Raw genomic sequence first — 14,835 nt, forward strand, 5'->3', positions numbered from 1 at the left:
TTTATTTTATTAGTAACAAGTATTAAAATTAAATTAAAAAAGAGTTCGTCGCCGAACTCTTTAACTTTTTTATTATAGTGATCTTATTTTGTTTAAAATAAGTTTTTGTTCTACTGAGGCTATTAGTCTTCTTGTGTATTCAACCGTATCTGGGTTTACAGAGATAGATGTGATTCCACATTCCACTAAGAATTCTGCAAGTTCCGGATATTGAGATGGACCTTGTCCACAGATTGAGCAGGTCTTGCCTTTTTTGTTGCAAGCTTCAATAAGTGTCTTAAGGGCTGCCTTTACAGATGGATTTCTTTCATCGAAGTAACCCATATTATTTAGTACTCCGTTGTCCCTGTCTGCTCCCATTATAAGTTGAGTTAAGTCATTTGATCCTATTGAGAATCCGTCTACTAATTCTGCAAATTCTTCTGCTCTAAATACTACTGCAGGTACTTCTGCCATGATCCAAATCTTAAGTCCATCTGATTGTCTTAGTCCTTCTTCAGCCATGATTGCTTTAACTGTTCTAAGTTCATCTGGAGTTCTTACGAATGGAAGCATAACTATTACATTGTGTAGTCCGTATTCTTCACGCACTCTCTTTATAGCTTTACATTCTAGTCTAAATCCTTCTTCGTATTCTGGAGAAATATATCTGGATACTCCTCTCCAACCAATCATAGGATTTTGTTCTATCGGTTCTACTTCGTCTCCGCCTTTTAATCCTCTGAATTCGTTGGTCCTGAAGTCGCTCATTCTAACTACCACATTTCTTGGGAAGATAGCTGTTGCTACTTTTGAAATTCCTTCAGAAAGTTTGTCTATCATAAGATTTCCACGACCAGTTTTGAGTAGGTACATTGGATGTTCACCAATCATATTTGTGAATATAAATTCAGTTCTCATTAAACCGATTCCGTCAAAGGATAGATCTTTGTACTTATTCGCAAGATCTGGTTCACCAAGGTTCATGTAAATCTTTGTTGCTGTGATTGGTGGATTGTATGCTGTAACAGTTTGAGTTTTTTCAGTAGATTTTTCTTCTACTTTTACTTCTTCGTTTAAAACATTTCCTTTATATACTATTCCTCTAGTTGCATCGACTGTAACTTCTATTCCATCTTTAAGAACCTGTGTTGCATTCTTTGCTCCAACTATACATGGAATTTGTAGTTCACGAGATACGATTGCTGCGTGGCAAGTCCTTCCACCTTCGTCTGTAACTACTGCTCTAGCCTTCTTCATAGCTGGTACCATGTCAGGATTTGTCATTTCAGTTACAAGGATATCTCCTTCTTCAACTTGAGAGATTTCTGTTAAATTCTTAATATTTTTAACTATTCCACGTCCGATTCCAGGGCTTGCTGGAAGTCCTTTACAAAGTGGAATTAATTTTTCTTCTTTTTCTTCTCCACCAATGGTTGTTATTGGTCTTGATTGTAGGAAGTAAAAATCTCCTGTATCTTTGTCAAACGCCCATTCAGTGTCTTGAACTGAACCGTAAATATTTTCTATTTTTAGTCCCATTTCGATGAGTTTGTTTAGTTCTTCTCTAGTTAGAGATTCAGCTTCAACTGCATCTTTTCCAAGATAGTCTTCAACATTTACTACTTCTGTTCCAACACCAACTTCCTTCTTAACTACCATTGATAGTTTAGAAGCGACGTGTTTTTCTTTGATTTCTTTTGTTTCTTTGTCGATTATATATTCGTCTGGAGTTACTGTTCCGCTTACCACCGCTTCACCAAGTCCCCAGGATGAGTTGATCATCATCTCATCTGTACTCTTGTTGATTGGATTTGCTGTGAACATTACACCAGCTTTTTTAGCATTTACCATCTTTTGAACTACTGCAGAAAGTAGCACGTCAAAATGATCGAAATGTTGTTTTTCTCTGTAATAAATTGCTCTACCGGTCCATAGTGATGCCCAACACATCTTAACATGATTTACGAGTTCTTTTTCTCCTCTGATGTGTAGGTAGGTATCTTGTTGACCAGCAAAGGATGCATCTGGTAGATCTTCAGCGGTTGCTGAACTTCTAACAGCTACTTCTGGATCTGTCATATTTATAGATTTTGAAAAATCTAAATATGATTTTTTAATTTCTTCTTCAAGTTCTGGAAGTATTGGGGCTTCCATAATCTTTTGTCTAATTTCTTTAGATACGTCGTTTAGCTGTTCTACATCGTCCACATTTAGTGATTCGATTAAAAATGTAACTACTTCGTCAAGTTCAGCATAATGTATAAAATCTTTGTAGGCTCCTGCGGTTACGCAAAATCCTGGAGGAACTGGCAATCCATTTCCAGTCATTTCGCCTAGGTTTGCTCCCTTTCCACCTACTACTGGTAGATCATCTTTTTTGATCTCGTTAAAAAATTTAATATATTTGTAAGACATCCTCAGCCTCCTCTTTCAATATTATTATAACACAAAAAAAATCTATTGCACTAGTCTTTTATTTTTTCGATTAACTCCTTGATGGAAAGTGTGGATACAAATTCATCCTTTATGTTTAGTTCTTTTAAAAGTTCATCTAATTTATTTTTATCTTCTACTTCAATTTCTAAGTATGGATATGGAAGCACAGATTTTTCATGGGTATCAAAATCAAATCTCGCCCCTTTGTAAGTGTAAGATCTTCTATTTTTCTTAGTACTATCAAAACTGTCGTAACCAAGCAGTTTAAGCGTTTCAATCATAGGTTCAAGTTCATTTATTACGACTGTATGCTCAATGCTTTTTCTAAGATTATTATCTTTTATCCTCTCTTTAAAGGTCAGTTCAATCTCATCTTCATTTCTTTCTACAAAGTGGGTTTTCCTAATTCTAAAGTATCCTGTGCTACTTTTAATTGGATGGGATTTTGAATTTATAAGTATATTTACTTGATCTTCTTCGCCGAGATATATGCCACCATTATTTTTCAAATATGTTTCAATATTTTCTAAATCTGCCCCAATTATTTTTACTTCTTGCTCTAGTCCCATATCTTCTTTACCTCGAAATTTATAAAGTCAGATGAAACGCAGATGACTTCCATTCCATCGAAATTACCTTCCACAACTTCCCTATGTCCTTCGCCGTGAAGATGCCCGTAGAGAAGAACCTCCGCCTTATATTCCAATGCAATCTTACCAAAATCATTTAGATTTTTATTTCCATCAAATGGCGGATAGTGAAGAAGGACGATTTTTCTCTCTGCTTTTGAACTTTCTATTGAGTTTCTAAGCCTTCCCATCTCTCTTAAATATATATTTTCCATATCGGATTTGTATTCGGAGCTGGATTTGTCCATCCAACCCCTAGTTCCGCATATTCCTATGCCATTATATTCGTAGGAAGTGTTATTTAAAAATATTGTTTTCTTAAGTTGTAGTGCATTTAATTTGCTCATGGAGCTCCACCAATAGTCGTGATTTCCCTTGGTGATGATCTTGGTCCCAGGCAAAGAGTCGATTATTTCTAAATCACGCCTTGCATCTTCTAGTTTAAGTCCCCAGGAAATATCTCCCGGCAACAAGACTAAGTCATCTTCTTTTATATTCTTATTCCATGAGTCAAATATTTTTTTATCGTGGCCTATCCAATTTTCACCGAAGATATCCATCGGTTTTTCGCCACTGGAGTCTAAGTGTAGGTCTGCTATTGCGTAGATCATTTTTCTAGCCTCAATATATTTATTTTCATTTCATCCGCAACTTTTAGGTCCCTTGTTGAGGATGTGAAGTAAAGCACCTGGCGATCTTCTGAGATTTTTCTAAGAAGTTTCATGGTGGTTCTAGCCCTTCTATCATCGAAAGTAAGTAACGCATCATCCATGATAAGAGGAATCTTTTCTTCGCTTATGATTTCAATTAGAGCAAGTCTAAATGAAAGGTAGAGCTGACCGATGGTGCCTGTGCTTAGGTTTTTCTCATCGATTGTAATGCCTAGATCTCTTGATTTTACTGAAAGTTTCAAATCGTCATCTATCATTACGTATTCGTACTTATCTTCTGTTATTTCTCTAAAATATAGAGAAGTCTTTTCGATTATCTTAGGTAGGTTGTCCTCTTTGTTTTCAAGCATAACCCTAAGAAGTGTTGATTTTGAAAGTTCCAGTGCTTCTCTTTCGAAATTTAAATCTTCCATGGAGCCTCGAAGGTCTTCGATCTCTCCTTCAATCTCTTGGATTCTGTTTAAATTTAGATCCAAGTTTTGAATATTTATTTCGTTTTTGGAGATATTTAGTTCAACTTCTCTCTTTTCTTTTCTCAATGTTTCGAAATCAAAGTCTGTACTTACCACTTCTCTATTTAAATCTTCAAATTTCTTTCCATTTAGATGAAATTCTATTGCTCTGTTAAGTTCTCTTATTCTATTATTTACAGATTCTTCTGTGGCTGAGTTTTTGAACTTTTCACGAAGTTCATCAAGGTTTGAAACCTCTTCCATCCTAAGGCTATTATCTAGTTCTGATTGGAGTTTATCCCTTAATTCTTTAAGTCTATTTAATTTTTCTAGATTGTCTTCATAATTTTTGTCCCTTAGAGATTTTTTATAATCATTGATGCTTTCGTCTCTCATTAGATTTATTAAAGTATCTTCAAGCTCTGATGTTTTCACAGAGTATTTTGAAGATAGGGCTGAGAAAAGAGTATCCATCTCTCTTTTTTCAATAGTTTTATCTTGAGATAGTCTTCTCAAAGCATCCATTCTAGAGATAAGGGAACGAATGAGCCCATGGTTTACCCTAAATTTAACTATCCTCAAATGAAAATAGAAGGCTATTGGCAGAAGTAAAATTAATAGATAGTAAATTTTAAATTTAAAAGAAGCTACAGCAATTCCAATAGATATAACCCCTAGAATTACAAATAGTAGGTAGAGGAATTTTTCCTTTATTTTTAAATTTTCTACGTCATGGGCTATATTTGCAATCTCTCTAGAGTAGTTCCTGCTGTTTAACTCCTGTAATCTATTTAGACTCTTGCGGAGATTTTCGTAGTCCCTCTTGACGCTACTGGTAAGAGTTTCGACTTTTTTCTGTTTCAGTTCTAGATTTACTTCATCAATCTCGCTAAATACTCTCTTAAGTCTATCATTTAAATCCAAAAGTTTTTCGTAACGATGGATGTCTAGATTTTTAAGTTCTCTAATCCTTTCGATTTCTTTTTTTAGTCTTTCAACTTCCTTGTAGGTTTCATATTCAGATTTTTGGTTGCAAAGAACTAACTCTTCATCCAATGATTTATTTCTTTTGTAGAGATCTTCTAGGTCTTTTAGGTAGGAATTATACTTTTCAGACTTTTCATCAAGCTCTAGTTTCTCTTTTAAAAGTCTATCCACCTTTACTTGAATAGCACCAAGTTTAGAGCTTTTTAAACCCTCATTTCCAAGAGATTTTATTCTGGAATCCATCTCCTTTAATGCAACTGAAGTGGATCTAGATATGTCCATAGTGCTACTTACTTCAAGAATAAGGTCTCTTAACTCTGTTCTAAGACTCTCAACTAGTGCGATGGCATCTGATTCTACGAAAAATGTGGATTTGAATATGGATGAGCTCATGCCAATGAACTTGGCTCCCGGTTGTTTGATTCTGGAGTACTTGTTAAATTCAATATCGTCTGAGATATCTTCTGAATCTGTTAAATTTAGTACCTTTACATTTTCTGAGGCAAAATCTCTTTCGATTCTAAAATCTTTTTCATCGGCAAATTCTATGTTCGCATGATATTCTCCTCTTAAAAGAGGTCTATAATTTTCAAATTTATCGTCATAGAGCCTTCTCTTAATAGAATCTTTTGAAAATCCATAGAAAAGTCCATAGATTGCTGATTCCATAGTGGATTTACCCGCTTCGTTTTCTCCATAGATGAAGTTAAATCCATCTTCAAAATCTAAGGTCTTGTTATTAAATTTTCCAAATGATTTAAGTTCAATCTTTTTAAATTTCATTATAATCACCCAGAAGTTCCAATCCGATTTCTATTGCCCTTCTTTCCAATGGTTTATCAAGGCTTAGCTTTTCCAAGTATTTACCTAAGAAATTATCTTGATTCCTGTCTATAATCTCTTCTAGGTTCACCTTCATCTCCATTTTATTTTCAAATACTATACTTGGAAATCTTTCATTTAGAGTTTCGAAGAAATACTTAGGATTTTCCGCCTTGCCCATAAGTTCGATGCGAACTACATCTTCATCACTAAACTTAGAAATTCTATCTATAAGTTTATAAAGTTCAACACCCGTCACATCTATCTTTTCATTTACAACATTTCTACGATTTGATTTTATCTTTTCAAGAATTATGTTTTTATCCACAATATTTACGAGATTATAAGTTTTATCTCCTGTTTCAGAAAAGCTAAGACCTTCTGGACTTCCTGAATAGTAGACATTTTTTGCAGGTTCACAGCTCTTGTGAATATGGCCCAAGAAAACGAAATCGTACCTTGATATGTCTTCCTTTGTGAAACTAAAATATTTATCCATGTCTTCATAGGAACCATGAATCATAAGTATATTCGTAAAATTATGGTCTAAATTAATATTTAAATCGATTTTTGGATCAGAGTCTCTGTCCCAGGAAAATCCGTAGAACCTCGTATCTTCAAATTCAAAATAATCTAGACTATTTCCAAAAATATATACGTTTTCTGGAATATCTACTATGTCTAGAACTTCTCTATCTACGATAAAGTCGTGGTTTCCAAAGCAGAGTAAGACTCTTGCACTTGTGCTTGCCAATGTTTGGAAGAATCTCTTTAAGTCAGAAAGAGTAAAGAACTCCCTTTCGTATAGATCTCCACAAAGAAGCAGAAAATCCACATCGTTTGAAGCCTTTACAATATTTTCAAAAGTGATCCAAAGATCTTCTTGTCTTAGTTTCTTATCAAAATTTATATTATTAAAGGATTTTTTTAAATGTAAATCCCCAGTGTGTATTAGTTTCATATTACTCCTTATCTTTTCATAAAAAAAGGAGCCTAGCTCCTTATTCTAATGGTAAAAGTAATGCTGCTACAATGTATATCCATAGGCTCATGCCGCCAAATAAAATTAAAAGTACGGTTATAAGTCTAACTGTAGAGGAATCTAGATTAAATGTTTCAGCGATACCCCCGCATACTCCTGCGAATACTCTGTCTGTTGATGATCTGTGTAAGTTCATAATTTTCCTCCTTTTATAAGTAAATTATACCCTAAAAATAAAAAAAATCCTAGATTTCTAGGATTTAATTTGTCTATGTTATTTTGCTATTCTAGTTGCGTTTACATAACGAGTTCCGTAGTACTTTTCGTTAAGTGAACTAATTACAACTTTTTTCTGACCTGATGAAGCATGCACAAATTTACCTTCACCAATGTACATTCCCACATGGGAAACTTGATTTGAAGAAGTGGTAGCAAAGAATACTAAGTCTCCTGCAACTAAATCTTCTTTTGCAATTTGTGTACCAAATCCTGAAAGTTCACGAGAACTTCTTGGCATATTTATTCCAAATGTATTCTTGTAAATGTCATACATAAGACCTGAACAGTCATATGATCCGTTTCCAGCTGTACCATATACATATGGAGTATCAAGCTTAGTTAGAGCTATTGCTACAGCCTTGTTAGCCATGTCAGATGCCTTACCATCTTTGAAAGTTACTATACCGTCAAATTGGTTTGTGCTTCCTTTCTTAGCTATTTCTTCTAATTCTGCTTCATCTTCTTGGATACTTTCTTCAGTGAAGTTTATAGTTTCACCTGTTTTGATATCTATAACTGCAGGGCTTAGATTGTAAAGTTTACCATTTACATTTATAGCAAAGAATTTATTTCTATAATCTACAAGATTTACTTTATCTCCAGCTTTTAAATCGATACTTCCATCTTTTGATGTAGCCTTAGCTTTTGTCTTTAAAGTAGCTACAGTTACGTTTTCTTTAGAAGTTTCTTCTTTTAATGTAAGCGCTGATTTAGAAACACTGCCTCTAAAATTGTCTTGTGTTTGTACAAGCACAGTGTTTTCGTCAGTTGAAATTACAGTTACAACTTCGCCAACGAATAGATTTCTTAAGATATTACCAGAAGCGTCCTTAAGTGTAGTCGGATTTTTAACTGTATATGTAGTTATATCTTTTTCAGTTATTAATACTTTGTCCTTTGGAACAGTTACTCTAGCTGGTCCTTTTTTAACTAGGTATCCACCTTCAACTTCTTGTAAGATTTCTGCCTTTTCTTCTAGTTCAAAGTATATTTTATTACCTGAATAGGTAGTCTGAACATGTTCATTTATGAAAACTCCAGTATCGCGTGCTCCAAGAGCTGCTGCCAAGCATAATGTCAATGCTGCGACAGTTGTTTTTTTATTCATAACTTAATATATTCACTCCTTAAATTATTTCACTGTCCATAGTATAACAAAGCGGTAACAAAAAATCAATAAAAAGTTACAAAATAGTTAAGAAATTTTAATAATCTCTTAACTATTAAGTAAATATGTATTGACAGAATCATCTGTCAAGTAAATCTATAAGCTGCGTTCTGTTTATTCGATCATCTATCTAGACCAACTGTTACCAATTGGTTCAAGCGACCTACCATTCCCGGAAAGCGCGAGCAACGCTTTTTACTCCTACTTGGTCTTGCTCCGAGTGGGGTTTACATAGCAGGTATATCTCTATACCTCTGGTGAGCTCTTACCTCACCTTTCCACCCTTACCACGTGTGTGGCGGTATATCTCTGTTGCACTAGCCTTAGAGTCGCCTCCACCGGTCTCTCACCGGCACCCTTGCTCTGTGGAGCGCAGACTTTCCTCAGTTTCCTGCGATCGATGGATTTACTCTTAAAATTTTATCAGATAGAAATTTTATTTTCAATATTTTGTAACTTTTTTTAAATTAGATTAGGCTTGTTATACTATCTTTGTTTTTCATAGCTAAAGCTAAAAATCCCTGGTTAGACCAGGGGTTACAAATTATAATAAAATTTATGGTATTCTATATTAACTTTTAACAATAATTCTTGTATAACCTATATGATATAGGCAAAGATATTAAAATAAATAGTATGGTTACAATAATACTTCCAAATTCTATATTTTGTTGAGAAAAAAACTTTATTTTATCATAAATATTTAAGATTTCTATATTATCTTTAAATGTAATTAATGCTTGAATCACAGGTATTCCATAAGCAAATATTTTATACATTTTTTTCTTAATTAATGAACTAATTAATATTGATATATTTAGACTTATTGAAAACAACATTATTAACTTAATATTAGTTATTTGTTCGTTAAAATTTAGGTTGACATCTATTTTCTTTAAAATTAGTAAATAAATTAAGGAAAATAAACATCCAATCGAAGAATAAAATATTATAACTAAATACTGAGTTCTTATTATATTTCTAACATTTACAGGAATTAATCTTTCAAATATAAACTTTTTATATTTTTGATCATAGCTATATGCAAGCAATATAGTAGGTAAAAAGCCTAAATACAATAATACCAACTCATGAGCAGATTCAAATATACTGATTAAAATTACTATTATTAGTAAAGACATAAATAAGAGAAATCTTCCTTTTGAAAGATTAATGTAATATGAAAACAATCCTCTCATGCATCCTCCTTATTTAATATTCTTTTTTCATAAAAATTAGTATAGACACTAAATATGATATTACGAAAAATACTATAGAAAAACCTATAAAAGCTAATATTATATTTGTGTAGCTATAAAAATCAAAAACATTGGTTAAACCCAGAACTTTTTTTACTATTTCCATAAATAGTCTTACAGGAATTAAGGTAAATATGAAAGCTGCAATCCCTATTTCCTTAATACGATCTTGTCCGACTACAAACATCATACACAGTACTAACCCACCATATATGAGAGTCATTCCTATACCTGTTGCTAATAAATTTATTTGATGGCTTTCAAGCTGCGTTTTATCAAATACCTGTTTTACATAAACCATTATATATATTAATGTAATGCAAGTTAAAGATATAAGGAAATATTCCAGAAATCTCGCACTTACTATTGTTCTTTTTCTTATAGGAAAAAGAATTTCAGTTTTGTAATCATCATTTTCCATATAATTCGATATACTTAAAAAGAAAATAAGAGGAGCAAACAACATAATGCCATAAGCGATAAGCGAGATATAATCTCTTGTTATTTCAAGAAAGAACAGTCCTAGAATAAGCATTAAAAATACAAAGATGTACTTTAACTTAAGTCCAGAAACAATTAAATCTTTTTTTATTAGTCCCATCATAATATTGTACCTCTAGAATATATATTCATAATTTCTTCAAGCGTCGGATTTTCTATTATAATATTATCAATTGATTGGTCTAAGTCATCCCTAGATTTTAATAAAACGACTACTTGGTTATTTTTTTGTAAATATCCTATCATATTTGATTTATCAAGTTTATTAAAACTTTCCGATGTACATCTAGCAATACAATTTTCATACAATAGCTCAATTGTAGGCCTTGCGAATATTAAGTTTCCCTTGTTTATAAAAACTACATAGTCACAAATGTGCTCAATATCGGTGGTAATATGACTAGAAAAAACTATTGAACGATCTCCATTTTCTATAAATTCTTGAAACTTTTCTAATACTTCACTTCTTTTTACAGGATCAAGTGAACTTGTAGGTTCATCTAAGATTAATAATTCAGGTGAATGTGACATTGCTATTACTATGGATAACATTTTTTGCATTCCTTTTGAATAATCTCCAATTTTTTTCCCATTATCAATTCCAAAATTACTTAAACTACTAAAAAAATATTTTTCATCCCATCCATGATATATACTTTTATATATTTTTGAAATTTCTTTGGCATTTAGATTAGATGGCAGGTAAATTTCATCAAAAGATACACCGATTTTTTCTTTTATATCTACATCATCTATATTAAATTCTCTACCAAATATTTTAACAGTACCACCATCTTTGGATTTTAATCCTAAAATTAAATTCAAAGTAGTAGTTTTCCCAGAGCCGTTTTCTCCTATGATTCCTACTATAGATCCCTTAGGGACATCAAAGTTTATTTTATTTAGTTTAAATCCATCATTTGGATATGTTTTTTCTATATTTTTAACTTCTAATATATTTTCCATTATTTCTCCTTTCTCATATCGTCAAAAAGCTTAACTTGTAAATTTACCAAGTCTAAGAACTCATCAGAATTAAAGCCATTAATATAAGCAAATTTAATTGTTTCATCGATTTTTGTAATAAGATTTGCTTTTTGATTAATTTTTAAATCGTGCATCTCTGGCATTTCTACAAAAGTACCTTTTCCTACAACAGTGTTTAAAAAGCCTTCATCTCGTAAGATTTCATATGCTTTCTGAACAGTAATAACACTGACATTTAAATCTTTGGCTAAAGATCTCATTGCAGGAATACTATCACCATGTTTTAATTTTCCGTCTAATACAAGTTTTTTAATTTGCGATACAATTTGAATATATATAGGGTCTTTAGACTGATAACTTATAAGTATTTCCAAACTCTACCTCCGTATAAATAAAAAAATAAAATGCTTATACATTTAATTAATTTTTAGACTCGTATAAATTAATGTTTTTTTCATAGATTTTACCTTTCTTATATTTATTTTAATTATGTTTAGTAATAACTTGGTGGAATAAGTAACTGATTAGTGTGCATAATGTACTTAATGTATAAGTACATTTTATACTGTTGGATGTAATAAATCAAGACCTTAATTTAATATTATAGGTATCAAATATTTGCTTAATACGCAAAGGCTTAAACACAGCAAACTTTTGTATATTAAGACCTACCACAATTTATGAAGTCATAATGCAATCTATTTGACTATAACAAAAAAAGCAGGGTCTCCCCTGCAATATTTTTATTTTCATCTCATCGAAACTGGTTTATCTAATATTTCTTTCATGACCACAGCTTCTCTTAGATGTTCTAGTCTTATATCTTCATCTGATTCTTCCATCAAGTCACCATAAAAACTGTCTTCTTCTATGGTCTTATAGTCTTTTATATCTTCATTTAATGAACCCTTGTAGTTTTTTTCGTAGTCGACCACACTACTGGTAAGATCCTGTGGTTTTAGATCTTCAGGTTTCATATTATCCTTAGATTTTACTTCTAAGTCAGTGTCTTTCTTTGCAATACTTTTTTTCTTTTTATTTTTAAGTCCTATTGCTTCTCCCAAGGAATTGAAAGATTCCCTTTGATAGTTCGTCTTGATCTCAGCGTGTTTGTTGGATTCTTCTTCTATCTCCTTAGTTATTTCTTTTAGAATATCTTTAAAAGAGTTTTTTCTCTCTTCTTGATCTTTCTTTATTTTATCGATGGAAGTTTTGTTTTTTTCTTTGCCAGTTGAATTTTTTTTATTGTTCTTCGCCCTATTTATTCCAGATTCAAGAGCATTTGATACTATCATCATCGCGAGAAATATTAAAAAAGATCTCATACTACACTTCTTTCTTTAAAACTTCTATGGCTTTTTGAAGTTGTGTGTCTTGCTTCAAGAATTCGTAGCCGATTCCTTTTACATTTTCTTTTAATTTTACTTCTATGTCTGGTTTTATTCCTATTTTATGGATATTTTCTCCAGATGGTGTGAAGTATTCTGATGTGGTAAGTTTAACTCCTGTGCCGTCTTGGAATGGAAATACTGTTTGCACGATTCCTTTACCAAAACTCTTAGCTCCTACAAGTTTTCCTCTCTTGAAATCTTTTATCGCTCCAGAAAGTATCTCTGATGCTGAGGCTGATCCTTCATTTATAAGGACTACGATTGGTTTGTTGTATTGATCTTTATCTGATTTGTATTCAAATACTATTTTGTGATTTTTATCCTTTGCTGAGACTATGGTTCCTTCTGGTAGGAGCATGTCCGCTACCTTTACTACTGAGGACACTGTTCCTCCTGGATTTCCTCTTAAGTCAAGGATTAGTCCCTTTACATTTTCTTTTTTTAATTTATCTAGGTGGGTCTTGAATTCTTCGTCTGTGTGATCATTAAATTGTATGATTCCAATGTATCCTAGATTTTCTATTTTGTGAGAGATTACGGTTTCTATTTTGATTTCATCTCTTTCTACATCCATCTCCAAGGTCTTCTTTGTAGATGGTCTGTAAATAGTTAGGTGAACCTTGCTTCCCTTTTCTCCCTTTATTATCTTTATTGCGTCCTTCATTTCGTCGCCTGTAAATGGTTTGCCATTTACTTTTACGACTATATCCTTTGGTTTTATTCCCGCTTTATCTGCAGGAGTTCCTTTAATCGGACTTACTACTTCTATTTGATTGTTTTCATTCTTAAATACTGTGAATCCTATTCCGTAGAAGGAGCCTGTTGTTTCTTGATTCATCTCCTTTAGATCTTCTTCTGTTAAGTATTCTGAATATGGATCTTTTAGAGCTGCAACCATTCCTTTTAGTTCGCCATCCCTTAAGTCTTCGTCCTTTACTTCATAGAGATAGTCCTTCTTTATTTTGTTTTCCACTAGTTTTAGCTTCAAGAATTTTTCTTGATCTTCCGCTCCGAGGAAGTTCTTGGTGACAAATCCAAAGGTTATAATATTGGTTCCTATTATTAGTAGAACTACTAGTACAAATTTTAGAAATTTTTTCATATTTTCTCCTATACAAAGTTAAGTGGATTTTGTGGAGTTCCATTCACTCTTACTTCAAAATGTAGGTGAGGACCTGTTGAAAGTCCCGTGGAGCCAACTAATCCAACCACTTGTCCCTTGTCAACCCTATCTCCTTGTCTAACTTTTATTACAGATAGATGGGCGTATACTGTTACTGTGCTTCCATGATCTACCATTACTACATTTCCATAGGATCCAAGGGTCCTAGCCATTAATACTGTTCCCTTAGCTGCAGAAAGTGCAGGTGTTCCAGTTGGAGCTGGTATATCGATACCGGTGTGCATCTTCATATATCCTAGGATTGGATGCTTCATCATTCCAAATCCACGAGAAAGTCTAGTGTGACCTGGTACAGGCCATCCAAGTGATGCTCCTGCTCTAGTGGTGATGTTCATCCTTTGAGATGTACTTTCTCTTGCTTCAGCAGATTGTATTTCTTTTTTTAGGTTTGCTATTTCTTTATCTAGGCTTGCCCAAAGTGCTTCGGATGCTTCATACTCTTGTTTGTACTTTTCAACATCTTTTAATAATGATTTCATGTACCTGCTTTTGTTTTCAGAAGCAATCGCAAGTTTGCCCCTTTGCACTTCCAATGCTCTCTTGCTGTTATCCAACTCTTGGTGAGCAACTAATAGTTTTTCTTTGGCTTCTTTGATTTGGGTTATTTGAAAATCTACATAGTCAATCATCTTTTTGTCAGATTCTGCAATTCTCTTCGCCATTTCTATATTGTTTAGCAGATCTTCTATGGATTTAGAGTTCATGACAACTTCTAAGTATCCGACTCTGCCGTTCATATAGGAGGCTCTCATCCTTTCACCAAATTCATCCTGTACAGCATCCAGGTTTTTGTTAGCTTCGTCAAGTTTCTTTTCATTTTTTGCGATTTCTACGTTTAAAACATCCATCTTTTGATTTAAATCGAAGATTGAATTATCGTATTTTGAAATTTCCGCATCTAGCTTTTCAATTTCTTTTTCAACATTTGAAGCTTCTGCATTTTTCTTCTTAACTTTTTCTTTGGTTTCTTTTAATTTCTGTTCAATTTTAGTCTTTTGATCTATTTTGCTGTCTCGCTTCTTCTTTAATTCTTTTGTGCTTGCAAAAACCGATGTTACAAGCAAGCTAAAAGAAAGAAAAAATACTGTAAATCTTTTAAATTTCAT

At 32.7% G+C, this 14,835-nt stretch carries 14 protein-coding genes and 1 other RNA gene; all 15 read right to left on the minus strand.

Annotated features, from left to right (window positions below):
- Positions 1–72: 72 nt before the first annotated feature.
- The 15 genes from ppsA to HMPREF9225_RS08955 all read right to left on the minus strand — a co-directional run bounded on the left by ppsA (position 73) and on the right by HMPREF9225_RS08955 (position 14,835).
- Entirely contained in the window at positions 73–2,397 is a 2,325-nt protein-coding gene (gene ppsA, locus HMPREF9225_RS08890; RefSeq protein WP_008902615.1) for a phosphoenolpyruvate synthase, read from the minus strand.
- Between the two features lie 50 nt (positions 2,398–2,447).
- Positions 2,448–2,987, minus strand: coding sequence for a class IV adenylate cyclase (locus HMPREF9225_RS08895; protein ID WP_008902616.1), 540 nt, complete (start codon positions 2,985–2,987; stop codon positions 2,448–2,450).
- Positions 2,978–3,658 carry a metallophosphoesterase gene (locus HMPREF9225_RS08900; RefSeq protein WP_008902617.1) on the minus strand — a complete coding sequence of 227 codons (681 nt, stop codon included), beginning with the start codon at positions 3,656–3,658 and terminating at the stop codon, positions 2,978–2,980. Before HMPREF9225_RS08900 ends, HMPREF9225_RS08895 begins: the two co-directional genes overlap by 10 nt.
- Entirely contained in the window at positions 3,655–5,940 is a 2,286-nt protein-coding gene (locus tag HMPREF9225_RS08905; protein WP_008902618.1) for an ATP-binding protein, read from the minus strand. Before HMPREF9225_RS08905 ends, HMPREF9225_RS08900 begins: the two co-directional genes overlap by 4 nt.
- Positions 5,930–6,940 (minus strand): metallophosphoesterase family protein, encoded by a 1,011-nt coding sequence (locus tag HMPREF9225_RS09895; RefSeq protein WP_008902619.1) that lies wholly within the window; start codon positions 6,938–6,940, stop codon positions 5,930–5,932. Before HMPREF9225_RS09895 ends, HMPREF9225_RS08905 begins: the two co-directional genes overlap by 11 nt.
- Before the next feature lie 40 nt (positions 6,941–6,980).
- Positions 6,981–7,157, minus strand: a complete 177-nt coding sequence (locus HMPREF9225_RS08915; RefSeq protein WP_008902620.1) for a PspC domain-containing protein — start codon at positions 7,155–7,157, stop codon at positions 6,981–6,983.
- 78 nt (positions 7,158–7,235) lie between these two features.
- A complete protein-coding gene (locus HMPREF9225_RS08920; RefSeq protein ID WP_008902621.1) occupies positions 7,236–8,348 on the minus strand; it encodes a C40 family peptidase in 1,113 nt (370 codons plus the stop codon).
- 143 nt (positions 8,349–8,491) lie between these two features.
- Positions 8,492–8,821: RNase P RNA component class A (gene rnpB, locus HMPREF9225_RS09910), an RNA gene on the minus strand.
- Positions 8,822–8,986: 165 nt separating this feature from the next.
- Positions 8,987–9,607, minus strand: a complete 621-nt coding sequence (locus HMPREF9225_RS08925) for an ABC-2 transporter permease (RefSeq protein ID WP_040551484.1) — start codon at positions 9,605–9,607, stop codon at positions 8,987–8,989.
- Between the two features lie 13 nt (positions 9,608–9,620).
- The gene (locus tag HMPREF9225_RS08930) at positions 9,621–10,271 is read right to left on the minus strand and encodes an ABC-2 transporter permease (RefSeq protein ID WP_008902623.1); all 651 of its coding nucleotides are present in this window, start codon (positions 10,269–10,271) and stop codon (positions 9,621–9,623) included.
- Positions 10,268–11,134 (minus strand): ABC transporter ATP-binding protein, encoded by an 867-nt coding sequence (locus HMPREF9225_RS08935; protein WP_008902624.1) that lies wholly within the window; start codon positions 11,132–11,134, stop codon positions 10,268–10,270. Before HMPREF9225_RS08935 ends, HMPREF9225_RS08930 begins: the two co-directional genes overlap by 4 nt.
- Positions 11,134–11,529, minus strand: coding sequence for a GntR family transcriptional regulator (locus tag HMPREF9225_RS08940; protein ID WP_008902625.1), 396 nt, complete (start codon positions 11,527–11,529; stop codon positions 11,134–11,136). Before HMPREF9225_RS08940 ends, HMPREF9225_RS08935 begins: the two co-directional genes overlap by 1 nt.
- A 375-nt stretch (positions 11,530–11,904) precedes the next feature.
- A complete protein-coding gene (locus tag HMPREF9225_RS08945) occupies positions 11,905–12,480 on the minus strand; it encodes a hypothetical protein (protein WP_008902626.1) in 576 nt (191 codons plus the stop codon).
- 1 nt (position 12,481) lies between these two features.
- On the minus strand, positions 12,482–13,648 hold the full coding sequence (locus HMPREF9225_RS08950; RefSeq protein WP_008902627.1) for a S41 family peptidase: 1,167 nt from the start codon (positions 13,646–13,648) through the stop codon (positions 12,482–12,484).
- A gap of 8 nt (positions 13,649–13,656) precedes the next feature.
- Positions 13,657–14,835, minus strand: a complete 1,179-nt coding sequence (locus HMPREF9225_RS08955) for a murein hydrolase activator EnvC family protein (protein ID WP_008902628.1) — start codon at positions 14,833–14,835, stop codon at positions 13,657–13,659.

It is taken from the genome of Peptoniphilus duerdenii ATCC BAA-1640 (assembly GCF_000146345.1).
Taxonomy (GTDB): Bacteria; Bacillota; Clostridia; order Tissierellales; family Peptoniphilaceae; genus Peptoniphilus_B; species Peptoniphilus_B duerdenii.

Coding starts and splice junctions, on each gene's coding strand:
- ppsA (WP_008902615.1), bottom strand. CDS start 2,397: ATGTCTTACAAATATATTAAATTTTTTAACGAGATCAAAAAAGATGAT.
- HMPREF9225_RS08895 (WP_008902616.1), bottom strand. CDS start 2,987: ATGGGACTAGAGCAAGAAGTAAAAATAATTGGGGCAGATTTAGAAAAT.
- HMPREF9225_RS08900 (WP_008902617.1), bottom strand. CDS start 3,658: ATGATCTACGCAATAGCAGACCTACACTTAGACTCCAGTGGCGAAAAA.
- HMPREF9225_RS08905 (WP_008902618.1), bottom strand. CDS start 5,940: ATGAAATTTAAAAAGATTGAACTTAAATCATTTGGAAAATTTAATAAC.
- HMPREF9225_RS09895 (WP_008902619.1), bottom strand. CDS start 6,940: ATGAAACTAATACACACTGGGGATTTACATTTAAAAAAATCCTTTAAT.
- HMPREF9225_RS08915 (WP_008902620.1), bottom strand. CDS start 7,157: ATGAACTTACACAGATCATCAACAGACAGAGTATTCGCAGGAGTATGC.
- HMPREF9225_RS08920 (WP_008902621.1), bottom strand. CDS start 8,348: ATGAATAAAAAAACAACTGTCGCAGCATTGACATTATGCTTGGCAGCA.
- HMPREF9225_RS08925 (WP_040551484.1), bottom strand. CDS start 9,607: ATGAGAGGATTGTTTTCATATTACATTAATCTTTCAAAAGGAAGATTT.
- HMPREF9225_RS08930 (WP_008902623.1), bottom strand. CDS start 10,271: ATGATGGGACTAATAAAAAAAGATTTAATTGTTTCTGGACTTAAGTTA.
- HMPREF9225_RS08935 (WP_008902624.1), bottom strand. CDS start 11,134: ATGGAAAATATATTAGAAGTTAAAAATATAGAAAAAACATATCCAAAT.
- HMPREF9225_RS08945 (WP_008902626.1), bottom strand. CDS start 12,480: ATGAGATCTTTTTTAATATTTCTCGCGATGATGATAGTATCAAATGCT.
- HMPREF9225_RS08950 (WP_008902627.1), bottom strand. CDS start 13,648: ATGAAAAAATTTCTAAAATTTGTACTAGTAGTTCTACTAATAATAGGA.
- HMPREF9225_RS08955 (WP_008902628.1), bottom strand. CDS start 14,835: ATGAAATTTAAAAGATTTACAGTATTTTTTCTTTCTTTTAGCTTGCTT.